This is a genomic window from Micromonospora sonchi (assembly GCF_014646235.1).
GTDB lineage: Bacteria > Actinomycetota > Actinomycetes > Mycobacteriales > Micromonosporaceae > Micromonospora > Micromonospora sonchi.
On sequence record NZ_BMNB01000001.1, the window covers coordinates 81,457 to 96,846 of the forward strand.

The following is a 15,390-nucleotide window of genomic DNA, read 5'->3' on the forward strand; positions in this document are numbered from 1 at the left end:
GCGCGCCATGGTCGGCCGTTGCCCGGCCGGTCGATCAGCCGGCGAACGGCTCGAAGCTGACCACCGTCACCTTGATGTCCGCGCCGCTGGGAGCGGTGTAGGTGCAGGTCTGACCGGCCTTGCCGCCCAGGATCGCCTGGCCGAGCGCCGACTCGGGGCTGTAGACCGTGAGGTCGGTGGTCGAGGCGATCTCACGGGAGCCGAGCAGGAACGTCTCTGTGTCGTCGGCGTCGTCGTCGAAGTAGATCGTCACGACCATCCCGGGCGCCACGGCGTCGGCGGTCGGTGCCTCGCCGGTCTCGGCGGTGCGGAGCAGTTCCTTCAGATAGAGGATGCGCCCCTCGGCCTTGCCCTGCTCCTCGCGGGCGGCGTGGTAGCCGCCGTTCTCGCGCAGGTCGCCTTCCTCCCGCCGGGCGTTGATCTCGGCGGCGATGACCGGCCGGTTGGCGATCAACTCGTCGAGCTCAGCCTGCAGGCGGTCGTACGCGTCCTTGGACAGCCAGGTGGCGGGCGCCTTATTGCCATTGGACACAGGCGGTCCTCCTCAGTTGTGCGTGCTGGCTGACAGGTGAACCTCCAAGCTACCAGTGGGCTACGACAGCAAGTGCCGGTGATCACGTCCCGTCGACGGAACGCTCGGGCTGTCCGCTGGTTCAGCGTGTGTGCCGGTTCGGGCTGTCTGCCGGTTCCGCCTGGCTGTGTGCCGGTTCCGGGGGCTCAGGCGGGTGGCCGGCAGCGGACCACCTCGCCGATGAAGGGGCGGGCGGTGGTGGCGAGACGGTGCCGGACGACGACATGGCTCTGCCCCTCGGTGGCGGTCACCGGCACCTCCTCGCGGGCCACCTCGGCGCCGGCGTGGTCCCGGGCGCGCAGTGCGCACACCGCGGACCCGCCGTCCGGCAGGTGCACCCGGAAGTCGACCACCACCTGGGTGTCCGTGATGTCGGAGTAGCTGATCACCTGGGCGTCGTACATCGGATCGCCGTACTGCCGGTAGAGCCGGACCGAGACCATGGTGAGCGCCGCGACCGTGGCGACCACCAGCAGCGTGGTCAGCACCGGCCGGCGGCGACGGGGCTCCCGACGGCGGCCGTACCGGCCGGGCGGGAACACCGGCGCGCCCGGCGAAAGTGTGGCGTGCGTCTCGGTCACCGGCGGGTATCTCCCTGGCGTTGTTGTCGGCGGCATCGGCAAGAATGGCGGAGTCCGTCATACTGCCCTGCTCGGTGTCAGGTACTTCTGCTGTCAAATATGACAGCCGGTGCGGGCAGACACCGCGACGGGGGAGAATTCGGCAGGTCAACGGTTGGCCCGATGGGGCCCGCCGATGGGCAGAGACGAGGAGCGCCGACGTTGGCAGAGCAACTTCGACTCATGGCCGTCCACGCGCATCCCGACGACGAGTCGAGCAAGGGCGCCGCGACCATGGCGAAATACGTCGCCGAGGGAGTGGACGTGCTGGTCGTGACGTGCACCGGGGGTGAGCGCGGCAGCGTGCTCAACCCCAAGCTCGACCGGCCCGAGGTGTGGGCCAACATCGCCGAGATCCGCCGGGCCGAGATGGACGCAGCCCGGGCCGTCCTCGGCATCGAGCAGGCCTGGTTGGGTTTCGTCGACTCCGGGCTGCCCGAGGGTGATCCGCTGCCCCCGCTGCCGGAGGGCTGCTTCGCCCTCCAGGACGTCGAGGTGGCCGCCGGTCCGCTGGTGCGGCTGATGCGCGAGTTCCGCCCGCACGTCGTCACCACGTACGACGAGGAGGGCGGCTATCCGCACCCGGACCACATCATGTGCCACAAGGTGAGCATGGCGGCCTTCGAGGCCGCCGGCGACGCGCAGCGCTACCCGGAGCTGGGCGAGCCGTGGCAGCCGCTGAAGCTCTACTACGACGTCGGTTTCTCCAAGGGCAAGATCCTGGCGCTGCACGAGGCGATGCTGGCCGCCGGCGTGGCATCCCCGTACGCGGAGTGGCTGACCCGCTGGGAGGACCGGCCGGACAAGGGCCCCCGGATCACCACCCGGGTCGAGTGCGCCGAATACTTCCCGGTCCGCGACGACGCGTTGCGTGCCCACGCGACCCAGGTCGACCCGGACGGCTTCTGGTTCCAGGTGCCGATGGAGTTGCAGCAGCGTGCCTGGCCGACGGAGGATTTCCAGCTGGTCCGGTCGCTGGTCGACAGTCCGCTGCCCGAGTCCGACCTGTTCGCCGGCGTACGGGAGACGGCCCATGCCCGCTGATCCGGCGGCGGGCTACCCTTGTCGCACGCCGCCGTTCGGAGGAATCCCATGCTGACCGTTGCTGAGGTGCTCGCCCAGAACAACTTCGGGGACACCCGCACGGGTGGCCTGGCCGGGCCGATGGGTCTCTTCCTCATCCTGATGCTGGGCACCGCCACTGTGCTGCTGATCCGCAACATGAATGCCCGGCTGCGCCGGCTGCCCGATCGGTTCCCCGCCGAGAAGTCCGGCAACGGACCGGACGCGGCGGCTTGGACGGCCGATGATCCGACAGGTGGGACCATCACGGCGGATTCATCCGCAGACCCTGCCAACGGGCATCAGCAGCGCCGCGACGCCTGATCGGGGCATGATTCACGTCGAACCGGATGGTCGCCCCCTGTTGCGACCATCCGGTTTGGCTTAGCCTTCCGCCGGGGGACCAAAAGTCCTCAAGCTGTGCGCGGGAGGGGGCGCCGATGACCATGGCAGTCATGTCCGCCCATCGCCTGTCGTGTTCCCGGTCGGCGGGAGGGGGTCGGTGACCTCCGGCAGGGCCGGTCCTTTCCTTGACCGGCCCCCGGGCCGTGGCAACCCATTCAGGCTGCACCTGCTCACGGCCGCGGTCGTGAGCACCGCGCTGGTCGCCGCCGTGGTCGGGCTGAGCCTGCCGGTGCAACTGCCGGCCGACGATCCGCTCGGCGGGCTGCCCCGGTTCGGCATCGCGGTGGCCGTCTTCGCCCTGTCGCAGTTGGCCCGGCTGCAGTTCCGGGCGGCGGCCGGGGTGGTCAGCATCACCTGGGTCGAGGCCGCGCTGATCGTCTGCCTGTACCTCGTACCGCCCGGTTGGCTGCCGGCGGCGGCGCTGGTCGGCGTCGCGGTGGCCTGGGCGGCGCTGTCGGTGCTGGACGACGGCCGGGCGACCCTGGACGTCGTGCGGATCGCCGGCACGCAGACCGCCGCCGTCGCCCTCGCGGTGTCCGTCACCACCGCTCTGGGCCAGCCGTTGTCGGCCGCCCCGACGCCGGCGCTCGTCCTCGCGGTCGGTGCCGGCGCCGTCGCCCACCTGCTCGCCAGCGTCTGGTTGGGCGGGGTCATGCTGGCGCTGCGGCACGGGATGCCGCTCGGGCGTCCGTTGCTCGCCGCCCTGCGCGGCAAGCTGTTGATGTTCGTCGGCAACGTGGTGGCCGGCGTCTCGGTGGTCGCGTTGATCGAGATCGACCCGCGCTGGCTGCTACTGCTGCCCGCCCCGCTGTGGCTGCTGCAACAGACCTACCGGCAGCGGCTGCGTGACGGCCGCGACCGGCGTACCTGGCGGTCGTTCGCCGGGGCGACCGCCGCGCTCAACCAACTGGACGAGCCCGGGGTGGCCACCGCGGCGGTCGCCGGTGGGCTGGCGCTGTTCGAGGCGGAGAAGGTCGACGTCGAGGTGGTCCGCGGCGACGGGCGGTGGCACCGTTACCAGGGTGACCCGAGCGGCCAGGTGACCGACCGGGAGATCGCGCCGCCGGTGAACGGCGAACCCGACCCGGAGGAACTGGTCCGCGACCTGTCGGTGGGGGAGACCCAGGTCGGACGGCTGCGCGTCCGCTTCCCCGGTACGGCCCCGCTCGGTGGGCGGGAGCACGACGTCTTCGCCGCCTTCGCCGACGCCCTCGCCGCTGCCCTGCACGACGCGGCGACCCACCGGGAACTCCGCCTGGTCACCGCGCGATCGTCGTACGAGGCGGTGCACGACCCGGTCACCGGACTGGCCAACCGGGCGGCCATGCTCAGCCGGGGTGACCAGGCGCTGCGGCAACTGGCCCATGATCACCCGGTTGCGCTGCTGCTGCTGGATGTCGATCAGTTCAAAGAGGTGAACGACACCCTCGGGCACGCGGCCGGCGATCAACTGCTCCGACTGACCGCCAACCGGCTCGAGGCGCTGACCCGCTCCGGCGACCTGCTGGCCCGACTCGGCGGTGACGAGTTCGCCCTCCTGCTGACCGCGGACCCAGTGGTCGCGGACCGTGCCGCCCCGATGGCGTACGCGCTGCGTCAGGCTCGGGACATCGCCGAGCGGCTGGCCGCGCCGGCCGAGGTGGCCGGGGTGCGGATGTCGGTCGAGGTCTCCGTCGGCGTGGTGGTGGCCGCGGCCGGCACCGCCGACCTGACCGAGCTGCTGCGCCGGGCCGACATCGCCATGTACCAGGCCAAGAACGGTGGCGCCAACGTGGCCGCGTACGACAGCGCCCGGGACGCGGCCAGCACCGACCAGTTGGCCCTGCTCGCCGAGTTGCGCGAGGCGTTGCAGGCCGACGATCAGCTGGTGCTGGTGTTGCAGCCGGCCGTCGACCTGGCCACCGGAGCGCCGACCGGCGTGGAGGCGCTGATCCGCTGGCGGCACCCACGCCGGGGCCTGCTCGGGCCGGCCGAGTTCATCCGGCCGGTGGAGAACAGCGATCAGTTGAGCACCTTCACCCGGTACGTGTTGGACAAGGCGCTGGCGGTCGCCGCCGGTTGGGCCCGGGAGGGCCTCGATGTACCGATCTCAGTGAACCTCTCCGCCCGCAGCCTGCTCGACCGCCGGCTGCCGGGTGAGATCGCCGACGCGCTGCGCCGGCACCAGGTGCCGGCCGATCGGCTGGTCCTGGAGATCACCGAGACGGTGGTGATGAGCGAGCTGGAGGTCATCGACCAGGTGCTCACCGCGCTGCGGTCGATGGGCGTGCAACTGGCGGTGGACGACTTCGGCACCGGCTTCTCCTCGCTGGCCTTCCTCACCCGGATCGAGGTGGACGAGCTCAAGGTCGACCGCTCGTTCGTCCTCCAGATGGCGGACTCGCGCGAGGCGGCGGCGATCGTGCGCTACACCGTTGGCATGGCCAACGAGCTGGGACTGCGGGTGGTGGCCGAGGGCGTGGAGACCGCCGCGCAACGGTCCGCCCTGGTCGAGTTGGGCTGCACCGCCGCCCAGGGTTACCACTTCTTCAAGCCGATGCCGGCCGACAAGATAGGTGCCGTGCTGGGCTCCCTGGCCCGCCAGACCCCCACCAACGTCCTCCCCCTGCGCGCCGACGACGCTTCGTAGGCGCCCGGCGTACGACCGGCGGCCGATTGCCGGGCTGGATATGGTCGTCGGGTGAACCGACTCGCGGACGCCACCAGCCCCTATCTGCTCCAGCACGCCGACAACCCGGTGGACTGGTGGCCCTGGTGCGAGGAGGCGTTCGCCGAGGCGAAACGGCGGGACGTGCCGGTGCTCATCTCGGTCGGCTACTCCGCCTGCCACTGGTGTCACGTGATGGCGCACGAGTCGTTCGAGGACGAGACCGTCGGCAAGCTGCTGAACGAGGGCTTCGTGTCGATCAAAGTGGACCGCGAGGAGCGGCCCGACGTCGACGCCGTCTACATGACCGCCACCCAGGCCATGACCGGCCAGGGCGGCTGGCCGATGACGGTCTTCGCGACGCCGGACGGCACTCCGTTCTTCTGCGGGACGTACTTCCCTCGCCCCAACTTCCTCCGTCTGCTCGAGTCGGTCGGCACCGCGTGGCGGGAGCAGCGCGACGCCGTGCTGCGCCAGGGCGCCGCGGTGGTCGAGGCGATCGGCGGCGCCCAGGCCGTGGGCGGCCCCACCGCCCCGCTCACCGTCGACCTGCTCGACGCCGCCGCCGACCAGCTGGCCAGCGAGTACGACGAGGTCAACGGCGGGTTCGGCGGGGCACCGAAGTTCCCGCCGCACATGAACCTGCTCTTCCTGCTGCGTCACCACCAGCGCACCGGCTCGCCGCGGAGCCTGGAAATCGTCCGGCACACCTGCGAGGCGATGGCCCGGGGCGGCATCCACGACCAGCTCGCCGGCGGCTTCGCCCGGTACTCGGTGGACGCGCACTGGACCGTGCCGCACTTCGAGAAGATGCTCTACGACAACGCCCTGCTGCTGCGGGTCTACACCCAGCTGTGGCGGTTCACCGGGGACGCGCTGGCGCTGCGGGTGGCCCGGGACATCGCCCGGTTCCTCGCCGACGAGCTGCACCGGCCCGGTCAGGGCTTCGCCTCCGCGCTGGACGCGGACACCGAGGGCGTCGAGGGGCTCACCTACGCCTGGACCCCGGCCCAGCTGGTCGAGGCGCTCGGCGAGGAGGACGGCCGCTGGGCCGCCGACCTGTTCGCGGTCACCGACGCCGGCACCTTCGAGAAGGGCATGAGCGTGCTGCGGCTGGCCCGCGACGTCGACGACGCCGACCCGGAGGTACGCGGCCGCTGGCAGGACGTGGTCCGCCGGCTGCTGGCCGCCCGGGACACCCGTCCGCAGCCGGCCCGTGACGACAAGGTGGTGGCCGCCTGGAACGGGCTGGCGGTCACCGCGCTCGCCGAGTTCGTCCGGCTCGTCGAGACCTCCGGCCGGATCGGCGACGAAGGGGAGTCGAACCTGCTGGAGGGGGTGGTCATCGTCGCCGACGGCGCGATGCGGGACACCGCCGAATACCTGGCCCGGGTGCACGTGGTGGACGGGCGGCTGCGCCGCGCCTCCCGGGACGGTCGGGTCGGCGAGCCGGTCGGGGTGCTGGAGGACTACGGCTGCGTGGCCGAGGCGTTCTGCGCCATGCACCAGGTCACCGGCGAGGGGCGGTGGCTGGAGTTGGCCGGGCAACTGCTCGACGCCGCCCTGGCGCACTTCGCCGCGCCGGGCGGCGCGTTCTACGACACGGCCGACGACGCGGAGCAGTTGGTGGCCCGGCCGGCCGACCCGACCGACAACGCCACCCCCTCCGGCCGGTCCGCGATCGTCGCCGCCCTGGTGACGTACGCGGCGTTGACTGGGGAGAACCGCTACCGGGAGGCGGCCGAGGCGGCGTTGGCGACCGTCGCGCCGATCGTCGGGCGGCACGCCCGGTTCACCGGGTACGCGGCGACGGTGGGCGAGGCGCTGCTCTCCGGGCCGTACGAGATCGCGGTGGCCACCGGGAGCCCGGCTGATGATCCGCTGGTCGTGGCGGCGTACCGGCACGCCCCGCCCGGCGCGGTGATCGTCGCCGGCCAGCCCGACCAGCCCGGCGTGCCGCTGCTGGCCGGTCGCCCCCTGCTCGACGACCGGCCCGCCGCGTACGTCTGCCGGGGTTTCGTCTGCCAGCGGCCGGTCACCGGCGTCGAGGACCTGGTGGCGCAGCTGACGTGAGACCGGTGTCCGCCGGTCGGCTCCCCGACCGGCCCGGATAGGCTGGCGCCGCTATGGATTCCCGTACCGGTCTGCCTGTTGTCGGCATGGTGGGCGGTGGCCAGCTGGCCCGGATGACCCACCAGGCCGCGATCTCCCTCGGCCAGTCGCTGCGTGTGCTCGCGCTCACGCCGGACGACGGGGCGGCCCTGGTCGCCGCCGACGTCCAGTACGGCGACCACACCGATCTCACCGCGCTGCGTACCTTCGCCAAGGGCTGCGACGTCGTCACCTTCGACCACGAGCACGTTCCGACCGAACACATCCGCGCCCTGGCCGGCGAGGGGGTGAAGTTGTTCCCGCCGGCCGACGCGCTGGTGCACGCCCAGGACAAGCAGGTGATGCGGGAGCGGCTCGGTGCGCTGGGCGCGCCGAGCCCCGCCTGGCGACCGGTCGGGTCACCGGCCGACCTGGCGGCCTTCGGTGACGAGGTGGGCTGGCCGGTGATGCTCAAGGCGGCGCGCGGCGGGTACGACGGCCGGGGCGTCTGGCCGGTCACCGACGCGGTGGCCGCCGCCGACCTCGCGGAGACCCTGCTCGCCGGTGGCACGAAACTCATCGTCGAGGAGCGGGTGGCGTTGCGCCGGGAACTGGCCGTGCAGGTGGCCCGCTCGCCGTTCGGGCAGGTCGCCGTCTATCCGGTGGTGGAGACGGTGCAGCGGGACGGGATCTGCGTGGAGGTGCTGGCCCCCGCCCCCAGCCTGCCGGAGGAGCTTGCGGTCGCCGCGCAGCAGCTCGCCATCGACCTGGCCACCGAGCTCGGGGTGGTGGGCCTGCTGGCGGTGGAACTGTTCGAGGTGGCCGATCCGGCCGCGCCGGGCGGCAGCCGGATCGTGGTCAACGAGCTGGCGATGCGCCCGCACAACTCCGGGCACTGGACCATCGAGGGTGCCAGAACGTCGCAGTTCGAGCAGCACCTGCGGGCGGTGCTGGACTACCCGATGGGCGACACGTCGCTGACCGCGCCGGTGGTGGTGATGGCGAACGTGCTCGGCGGCGAGTCCGGCGGGATGCCGGTCGACGAGCGGTTGCACCACCTCTTCGCCGCTGAACCCACCGCCCGGGTGCACCTTTACGGCAAGCAGGTGCGTCCCGGCCGCAAGATCGGGCACGTCACGGTCCTCGGTGCCGACCTGGACGAGGTACGCGGCCGGGCCGCCCGCGCTGCCCGGTGGCTCCGTGACGGCACCGGTGAGTGAGTCTCGCGGGCCCGGGTCGGCGAACGGCGACGGCCCACGGGGTGACCTGGCGGATCGGGTAGCGGCGAACGAGGAGGGAAGTGGCGTGAGCACCGTTGGCGTCATCATGGGTAGCGACTCGGACTGGCCGACGATGAAGGCGGCTGCCGAGGTGCTCGCCGAGTTCGAGGTGCCGTACGAGGTCGAGGTGGTCTCGGCGCACCGCACCCCGGTCAAGATGATCGACTACGGTCGGGCCGCCGCCGGACGGGGCCTCAAGGTGATCATCGCCGGCGCGGGTGGCGCGGCTGCCCTGCCCGGCATGGTCGCCTCGGTCACCCCACTGCCGGTGATCGGCGTTCCGGTGCCGCTGAAGCACCTCGACGGCATGGACTCGCTGCTGTCCATCGTGCAGATGCCGGCCGGCGTGCCGGTGGCCACCGTGTCGATCGGCAACGCCCGCAACGCCGGGCTGCTCGCCGTCCGCATCCTGGGCGCGTCGGACCCGGCCCTGCTCGACCGGATGTCGGCCTACCAGGCCGACCTCGAACAACTGGTAGCCGAAAAAGACGCCGCCCTCCGCGCTTCGCTGTAAGGAAGGGCCCCTTCTTAACACCGCAGCGGCAGGCGCCACGCGATGTCGCCCGGGTGGGACAGACGCCGAAACGGCCGGCACCCCGGGTGGGGTGCCGGCCAGTTCGATGATGCTCCGGGGTCAGCTGTTCCAGTGCTGGGCGACCAGGTCAGCGGCCTGCTGCTCCCACTGGGCGTAGTGGTCCGGGTACGCCGACACCTGCACCGTCTGGGCGGCCATGGTCAGCGGCATGTCCTGCCAGCCGTCGACCTGCTTGAGGCCCTTCAGGAAGGCGGTGGTGGAGTACTCGGGGTCGGTGATCTGCTCGACCGTGCCCCACCCGCTGGACGGGCGCTGCTGGAACAGGCCCTGCGAGTCGTGATCGTTACGCTCACCCAGGTGACCCAGGTTCTCCAGCTTCGACTCCTGGAACGCGGTGGCGATCGCGACCACGGCGGCACGCTCGTCCATGCCCGTCTTCTTCGTCGCGGCGATGATCGCCTTGACGTTACCGACCTGCTCGTCGTTCAGGTCGATCCGCGACTGCTTGCCCTGCACACCATGCGGCATCAGCTTGCCGGCGTCCGGCTTGTCGGCCTGCGCGACGGCGGTGACCGGGTTGGTGGTGGTCGGGGTGGTCTCGGTCGTGGCGTGGTTCAGTGGGCCGGCGGCCAGACCACCGACGAAGGCCATACCAGCGACACCGAGAACGACCTTACGGATCATCGTGTTCATGATGAAGCTCCATTCGGGGGTTGGCGCACCCGCCGATGGGGGTCGGCTTTTGGATGCGCAAGCACCGTCCGGCGCTCAAGGGGAAGGAAAGTCCGGTCAGCTCGCGGGCCAGGTGGCTCGTCGCGGCGCCGGGTCATGTCCAACGACTGACCGGGGGCGGGGATTCCCGGGGGATCGGACCGGCTGCCCGCCACGGGACGATGGCCCGTTCGCTCGGCCGGAGATCGGATCGGCCGCCCGCCACGAGGTTGCGCTGGCGGACGAAGGCGGCCGCGAGGCAAGGCCCTGTTCGGTCAGCCACCCGGTTCAACGCCGCCCGGCGGCCCGGCATTCCGCGAACCGCACCGCCGGTCTACGCGGACCTGCCTCATACCGCACATTCCGGTCACCGGTGACGGGTCAGCGCATACCGCGCAGCGCGGTCTGGAGGCGTTCCTGGGCACGGCGGCGGCGCTCGTTGCTGGCACCGAGGATCAGCAGCAGGAAGCCGACCGGGATCAACGCCAGCCACGGCCCGAGGCTGAACAACGCGTGCACCGCCGCGATGGCGGTGACCACCGCGCCGACGATCACCGGGGCCTGCTGCTGACTCATCGACCCGAAGACCAGTACGGCGACCGCGCCGAGCAGCAGCAACACCTGACGTAGCGTGCTCGAATCGGTGGCCAGCACGATGGCCAGGGTGGGCACGAAGGCAGCCACCAGCGCCGGTCCGTACGCCACCCAGCTGCTCAGGTCGGCTCGCTGACGCAGTTCCAGGACGCCGACCAACAGCGCGAGCGCGGCGAAGGGCAGCGTGTACGCCTCGGGCAGCGCCACGTGGGCGACCCGCATCAGGATCCACCAGGCGGTGATTTCGCAGCCCACCACCGCCCAGAACAGGATCCGGCGCTCCGCCGGCCGGCGACCGGGCCGGGTCGCCGCGAGCCCGAGGACGGCGCCCCAGGCGGCCAGCAGGGCGGCGATGTGCCTCGGCGAGTCGAAGGCCAGCGCCAGCGCGATCAGCGCGGCGGCGTACCCGCTCCATTCCACCGTCGCCGCCTCGCGTCGCGCCTCCGGCCGGCGCAGCCAGGGCAGCGTGGCGGCGAAGACCTGCAACGCCGCGCCCACCGCGAGCACCCCGAAGGCGGACCAGACCGGGGCGAGCCCGGCCACCAGGCCTGCGGTGAGCACGAAGAGTTGGGCCATCAGGGACGCGAACAACCAGCCGAGGATGCGCGCTCGGGAGGTGACGCCGAACAACGCCGCGACCAGGCCGACGCCGACCGCGCCGCCGAGGGTGAGCAGGGTCAGTTCCCGGGTGGTGAGGCTGCCGGCCAGGCCGGCGCCACCGGCGGCGAGGCCGATCACGAAGACGAGTACCCGGGCCAGCCGCAGCGAGCGGGCCGGTTCCTCGATGGGCGGGGGTGGCGTCAGCGCCAGCCCCAGCATCGAGATGACGAACACCGTCAACGCGGCGAGCGTGCTCGCCGGCCAGCCGGCGCCGAGCGCGATCGGGGCGATCAACAGGGTGACCGCGGTGCCGGGCAGGACCACCGGTACTGCCCGGGTACGCCGGCCCCCGCTGAACCCGGTGGCCGCCAGGGCTGCCGTCACGGTGAGCAGCAGCGCGGTGAGCACGTGCGTCGGGTTGACTGCGGCCGGCGGCGGGGCGAGCAGCTCCGACGGCGGACCCTGCCAGATCCGGCTGAGCGTACGGTGCGGATCGACCAGCGCGGCCAGCAACGCCGGGGCGATGGAGACCAGCGCCAGCACGGTCGGTAGGGCGGCCGCGGCCAGCGCTCCCGCGGCCGGGCTCACTCGCCACCGGCGCCGGGTGCCGTCGTCGGGCAGCCGCCGCAGCGCCCCGTCCAGCAGCACGGACCAGCGGCGGACGGGCTGTGCCGCGCCGGCCGGCGGTTCGGTCGCACCCCGGACCAGTTCGGCGAGCACCCCGAGCAGGGCTGCCGCGGCGGCGTACACACCGGCCGGCAGGTGGTTGGGTACGGCGGCCAGCGCGGTCACCGTCGCACCGCCGACCACACCGGCGCTCGCCCACGGCAGGTACTGCGGGACCTGCCGGCGGAACGCGGCCACCGTGGCCAGGCCGAGGCTGGAGGCGGCCAGGCCGGCGGTAAGCATCACCTGAGGCGGGTGGCCGAACTCGGCGGCCACCGCGGCGATGGCGCCCGGCAGCGCCAGCAGGGCGGTCCCGGTGCCCGCTCCGCCGATCTGTGCCAGATGCGGCGGCATTCCCTCCACCTGGATGTCGTCCACGAGCGGCTCGGCGGTGACGCGGGCCAGTGCCGCCACCACCGCGCCGATCAGCACGATGCTGGCCAGCGCCAGCGCGGTGGTCCATGGGCGTACCAGGCCGGCGCCGGCCGCGTGCAACGCGACCACCCCGGCGACGGTGATCCGGGAGAGCGCGGCCCGGGGGTCGAGGGAGGCGACGGCGGCCATCCCGAAGATGGCGGCGACCGTGCCGCCGATCAGAACCGGCGACCACCACGACAGGTCGAAGGCGGCCGCGGCGCCGATGGTGGCCAGCACGACCGCAGCGCCGGACACGTCGTAGCGCCAGGGCGATGGCAGCAGGATGCCGGCGGCCAGCGCGAGCAGGAGCAGGGCGAGCGGGCCCTGCCAGGTCGTGCCGCCGGTCGGCGCGGCCGGCCAGCCGCTGAGGTCACCGTGCCAGATCGGGCCGGGGGTGGCCAGCACGCCGACCCCGCCGCGCAGGGCCATCCAGCCGGCCAGCAGCCCGATCAGCACGCCGCCGACCACCAGGCCGAGCACCGGTCCTCTCCGCCACTGTTCCGGCATCGCCCGCGCGGCCACCGCGACCACCAGGACCAGCGCGGCGGCGACGGCGAGTTGCCCGCCCGGCGCGAGCACCGTGCCGATCCGCAGCAGGGTGGCGACCAGGGCGGCGGTCACCGCGGCGGCCGCCAGGTCGGAACCGTCGAGGTTCAGGTCGGCGCGCCGGCCGGCGTCGATCGAGGGGGCGAGGAAGAGGAGTACGGCGGAGACCAGCACCAGGGCGGCGACCCATGCGTCGGCCACGGTGGCACCCGGTGCGCCGAATCCGGCGGCGGCGACCACCAGCGCGCCGAGGCCGGTGCCCACTGACAGGGGTGCCGGGATGTGCCGCTGGGACACCTGGACGACGGCGGCGTAGCCGAGCGTGACGCAGACGGCGAGGAAGCTCGCGGCCAGCACCGGCACGGTCGCCTCGCGCAGGCTCGCCGGGGTCAGCGTGGGGCCGGCCGGCCCGATGGCGGCGACGAACGCGGCCACCGCCCCCGGCAGCGCGAAGGCCGCGCCGCCCGCGGCCCAGGCCGAGACGGTGTCCGCGGTGGCCGGGGCGAGCCGGATGCGGGGGGCGGCGGCGATCAGGGCACCGGCCACGACGAGGGTGAGTAGCACGGCGGCGGTCAGCGCCGGCCGGGCCAGGGCGGCGCTGGCACCGGCCAGTCCGATGCCGGCGGCGGCCACCGCGTGCGCCAGTGCCGCTCGGAGGGTACGGGCCGACAGGCCGGCCGCCCCGATCCCGATCGCGGTCAGCACCATCGGCCACGGCGCCATCGCCCAGGACAGGCCGAACGAGGCGGGTGCGGCGAGGGCGGTCAGGGCGGCGCCGGTCACCGCGAACTCGCGACGGATTTCCGGCGGCAGGGCCAGTACCGCGGCCACGGTCAGCAGGAAGGCGCTGGTGGCGAGCTGCCAGGCGGCCGGTCCCACCGCGGCGGCCAGCTCGGCGGGGTACCGGTCGAGGTCGGCGTTCCAGGCCGGCAGGGCGGCCTGGATCGGGGCGATCCCGGCGCGTAGGGCGCTGCCGGCGACCACCGCCCCGCTGACCGTCAACGCCACCGCGGCGGCCAACTGCGGCCCGCGACGGGCGGACTCGGGCACCGCGCGTACGGCCAGGCCGGTGACCGTGATGACGGCCGCGATCAGCAGCAGCGAGCGGCCGGGCAGCGCCACCGAGGCGATCCGGCCCAGGGCACCGATGACAGCGAGGGTGAACACGCCGGCGCCGATGTCGGGCAGGGGCGGCTGCCGCAGCGTCAGCGTGCCGGCGAGGCAGACAGCGGCGGCCAGCAGCAACACCAGACCGACGCCGATCGCACCGGCCACGGTGGCGGTCTGCAACAGGGCGGTCACCGCGTACCCGAGGGCGAGGACCACGGCGACCCCGTGCAGCGCCCAGGTCAGCGGCCGCAGCCCGGGCACGGGACGCGTCGCCGCGGTCGCCGGGCTGCCGACGGTGGGTTCGAGCACCTCGCCGGACTCCTCCGGGGAGCCCTCGGGCCGCCCCTCGGTCTTCCGCTGGCGGGGCGGGCGCGTCCGGCCGGGCGGGGTTGGGGCCGGTTCCTCGGCGAGCGGCCGTTCCACGGTGACCGGGGAGCGGGCCAGCCAGAGGTCGAGGACGGCCACCACGGTCAGCACCAGCGCCCAGCCCGCCGGGCCGTTGACGTGGTCGTACGCCAGCAGTGGCAGCACCGGTTGGGCGGCCAGCACGGTGGCGAACCGCGGGGCGCGCAGCCGGGTCCAGCCGGCGTACCCGACGGAGACGGCGGCGGTGACCGCGAAGACCACTCCGGTGAAGACCGGACCGGAGACAAAAGGGTTGCCGCCGGTCCGGTCCACCGCCCACAGCGCGTACCCGGTGAGCGGCATCAGCAGCAGGCCCACCGCGGCGATGGTCTCGGCGGTGGAGGTCAGCCCTCGCCGGACCAGGGCCGGCGGGGCGAGCAGCATGAGTACGGTCGCGAGCAGGAGGATGCCGAGGCGGATCAGCGCGTCCATCGAGCTGGTCGCGACCACGGCGAAGACCACCGCGGCCACGCCGAGCAGCAGCGCGCCGAGGCCGAGGGGGATGTTCTGGACCTCCCGGGAGGACGCCTCCGGCGGATGCTCGGGGTCGTCGGCCGCCAACCAGACGGGGTCGACGGGTGGCGGCGGATCCTCCACCGTTTCCTGTCGGGGCACCCGTGGTGGCGGGGGCGCCGCGTCGGACGGCGGGCGGCGTGGTGGTCGGCGCCGCATGACGCGGCGGGGCCGAGTGGCCTGTTTGAGCCGCTCCTCCCCGGTGCTGCCGGCGTGCGAGAGGATGTCGCGCTGGAAGAGCGCGGCCTGCATCTTGGCGGCGAGTTGACGTTGCTCGCTGGCGATGGCGGCCTCACGGGCCTTCATCTCCGCGATGGACCGCTCGATGTCCGCCAGGTGCTCGGCCCACTGTGGCTGGTGTGCACCGCAGCGCGGGCAGCGGACCGCAGGCTTGATCTCCTGGCCGCACGAGGAGCACTGAAAGGTCGCCACGACACCCCTCCACCCGCACTGTGGAATCCCACTGTCGCAGCATGCCCCAAGGCCGGCCCGGATTCGACCGTTGTCGGCGGGTCAGCGCTGCCCCCAAGAGGCAGGACACACGCCGACAAAGACGTCAGCGCCGATCGCGGCGGCCGCGGAAGTCAGGTTTTCCGGGGAAGCCCGCCCGCGCAGGG

The 15,390-nt window shown here is 73.1% G+C and carries 10 protein-coding genes; 6 read left to right on the forward strand and 4 right to left on the reverse strand.

Annotated features, from left to right (window positions below):
- Positions 1 to 34: 34 nt before the first annotated feature.
- The gene (gene greA, locus IEY61_RS00395) at positions 35 to 532 is read right to left on the reverse strand and encodes a transcription elongation factor GreA (protein ID WP_189040192.1); all 498 of its coding nucleotides are present in this window, start codon (positions 530 to 532) and stop codon (positions 35 to 37) included.
- Between the two features lie 185 nt (positions 533 to 717).
- Positions 718 to 1,152, reverse strand: a complete 435-nt coding sequence (locus IEY61_RS00400) for a DUF4307 domain-containing protein (RefSeq protein ID WP_189040193.1) — start codon at positions 1,150 to 1,152, stop codon at positions 718 to 720.
- 201 nt (positions 1,153 to 1,353) lie between these two features.
- On the opposite strand from IEY61_RS00400, the gene mca reads away from it, so the two are divergent.
- The 6 genes from mca (at position 1,354) to purE (ending at position 9,190) form a co-directional block, all read left to right on the forward strand.
- A complete protein-coding gene (mca, locus tag IEY61_RS00405) occupies positions 1,354 to 2,235 on the forward strand; it encodes a mycothiol conjugate amidase Mca (RefSeq protein WP_189040194.1) in 882 nt (293 codons plus the stop codon).
- A 48-nt stretch (positions 2,236 to 2,283) separates the two neighbouring features.
- Positions 2,284 to 2,577: a hypothetical protein gene (locus IEY61_RS00410; RefSeq protein WP_189040195.1), complete on the forward strand. Its 294-nt coding sequence runs from the start codon at positions 2,284 to 2,286 to the stop codon at positions 2,575 to 2,577.
- Positions 2,578 to 2,818: 241 nt separating this feature from the next.
- A complete protein-coding gene (locus tag IEY61_RS00415; RefSeq protein WP_229705616.1) occupies positions 2,819 to 5,287 on the forward strand; it encodes a putative bifunctional diguanylate cyclase/phosphodiesterase in 2,469 nt (822 codons plus the stop codon).
- Between the two features lie 51 nt (positions 5,288 to 5,338).
- Entirely contained in the window at positions 5,339 to 7,378 is a 2,040-nt protein-coding gene (locus IEY61_RS00420) for a thioredoxin domain-containing protein (RefSeq protein ID WP_189040197.1), read from the forward strand.
- Positions 7,379 to 7,431: 53 nt separating this feature from the next.
- Positions 7,432 to 8,616 carry a 5-(carboxyamino)imidazole ribonucleotide synthase gene (locus tag IEY61_RS00425; RefSeq protein ID WP_189040198.1) on the forward strand — a complete coding sequence of 395 codons (1,185 nt, stop codon included), beginning with the start codon at positions 7,432 to 7,434 and terminating at the stop codon, positions 8,614 to 8,616.
- An 85-nt stretch (positions 8,617 to 8,701) separates the two neighbouring features.
- Positions 8,702 to 9,190 carry a 5-(carboxyamino)imidazole ribonucleotide mutase gene (gene purE / locus IEY61_RS00430; protein WP_189040199.1) on the forward strand — a complete coding sequence of 163 codons (489 nt, stop codon included), beginning with the start codon at positions 8,702 to 8,704 and terminating at the stop codon, positions 9,188 to 9,190.
- A 120-nt stretch (positions 9,191 to 9,310) separates the two neighbouring features.
- Here purE and IEY61_RS00435 read toward each other — a convergent pair whose 3' ends face one another.
- Positions 9,311 to 9,904, reverse strand: coding sequence for a hypothetical protein (locus tag IEY61_RS00435; RefSeq protein WP_189040200.1), 594 nt, complete (start codon positions 9,902 to 9,904; stop codon positions 9,311 to 9,313).
- Between the two features lie 399 nt (positions 9,905 to 10,303).
- Positions 10,304 to 15,205 (reverse strand): SCO7613 C-terminal domain-containing membrane protein, encoded by a 4,902-nt coding sequence (locus IEY61_RS00440; RefSeq protein WP_189040201.1) that lies wholly within the window; start codon positions 15,203 to 15,205, stop codon positions 10,304 to 10,306.
- Between the last annotated feature and the right edge of the window lie 185 nt (positions 15,206 to 15,390).

What these genes read in the sequence shown, in the direction of transcription:
- IEY61_RS00410 (WP_189040195.1), top strand. Translation starts at nt 2,284, where the DNA reads ATGCTGACCGTTGCTGAGGTGCTCGCCCAGAACAACTTCGGGGACACC.
- IEY61_RS00425 (WP_189040198.1), top strand. Translation starts at nt 7,432, where the DNA reads ATGGATTCCCGTACCGGTCTGCCTGTTGTCGGCATGGTGGGCGGTGGC.
- IEY61_RS00435 (WP_189040200.1), bottom strand. Translation starts at nt 9,904, where the DNA reads ATGAACACGATGATCCGTAAGGTCGTTCTCGGTGTCGCTGGTATGGCC.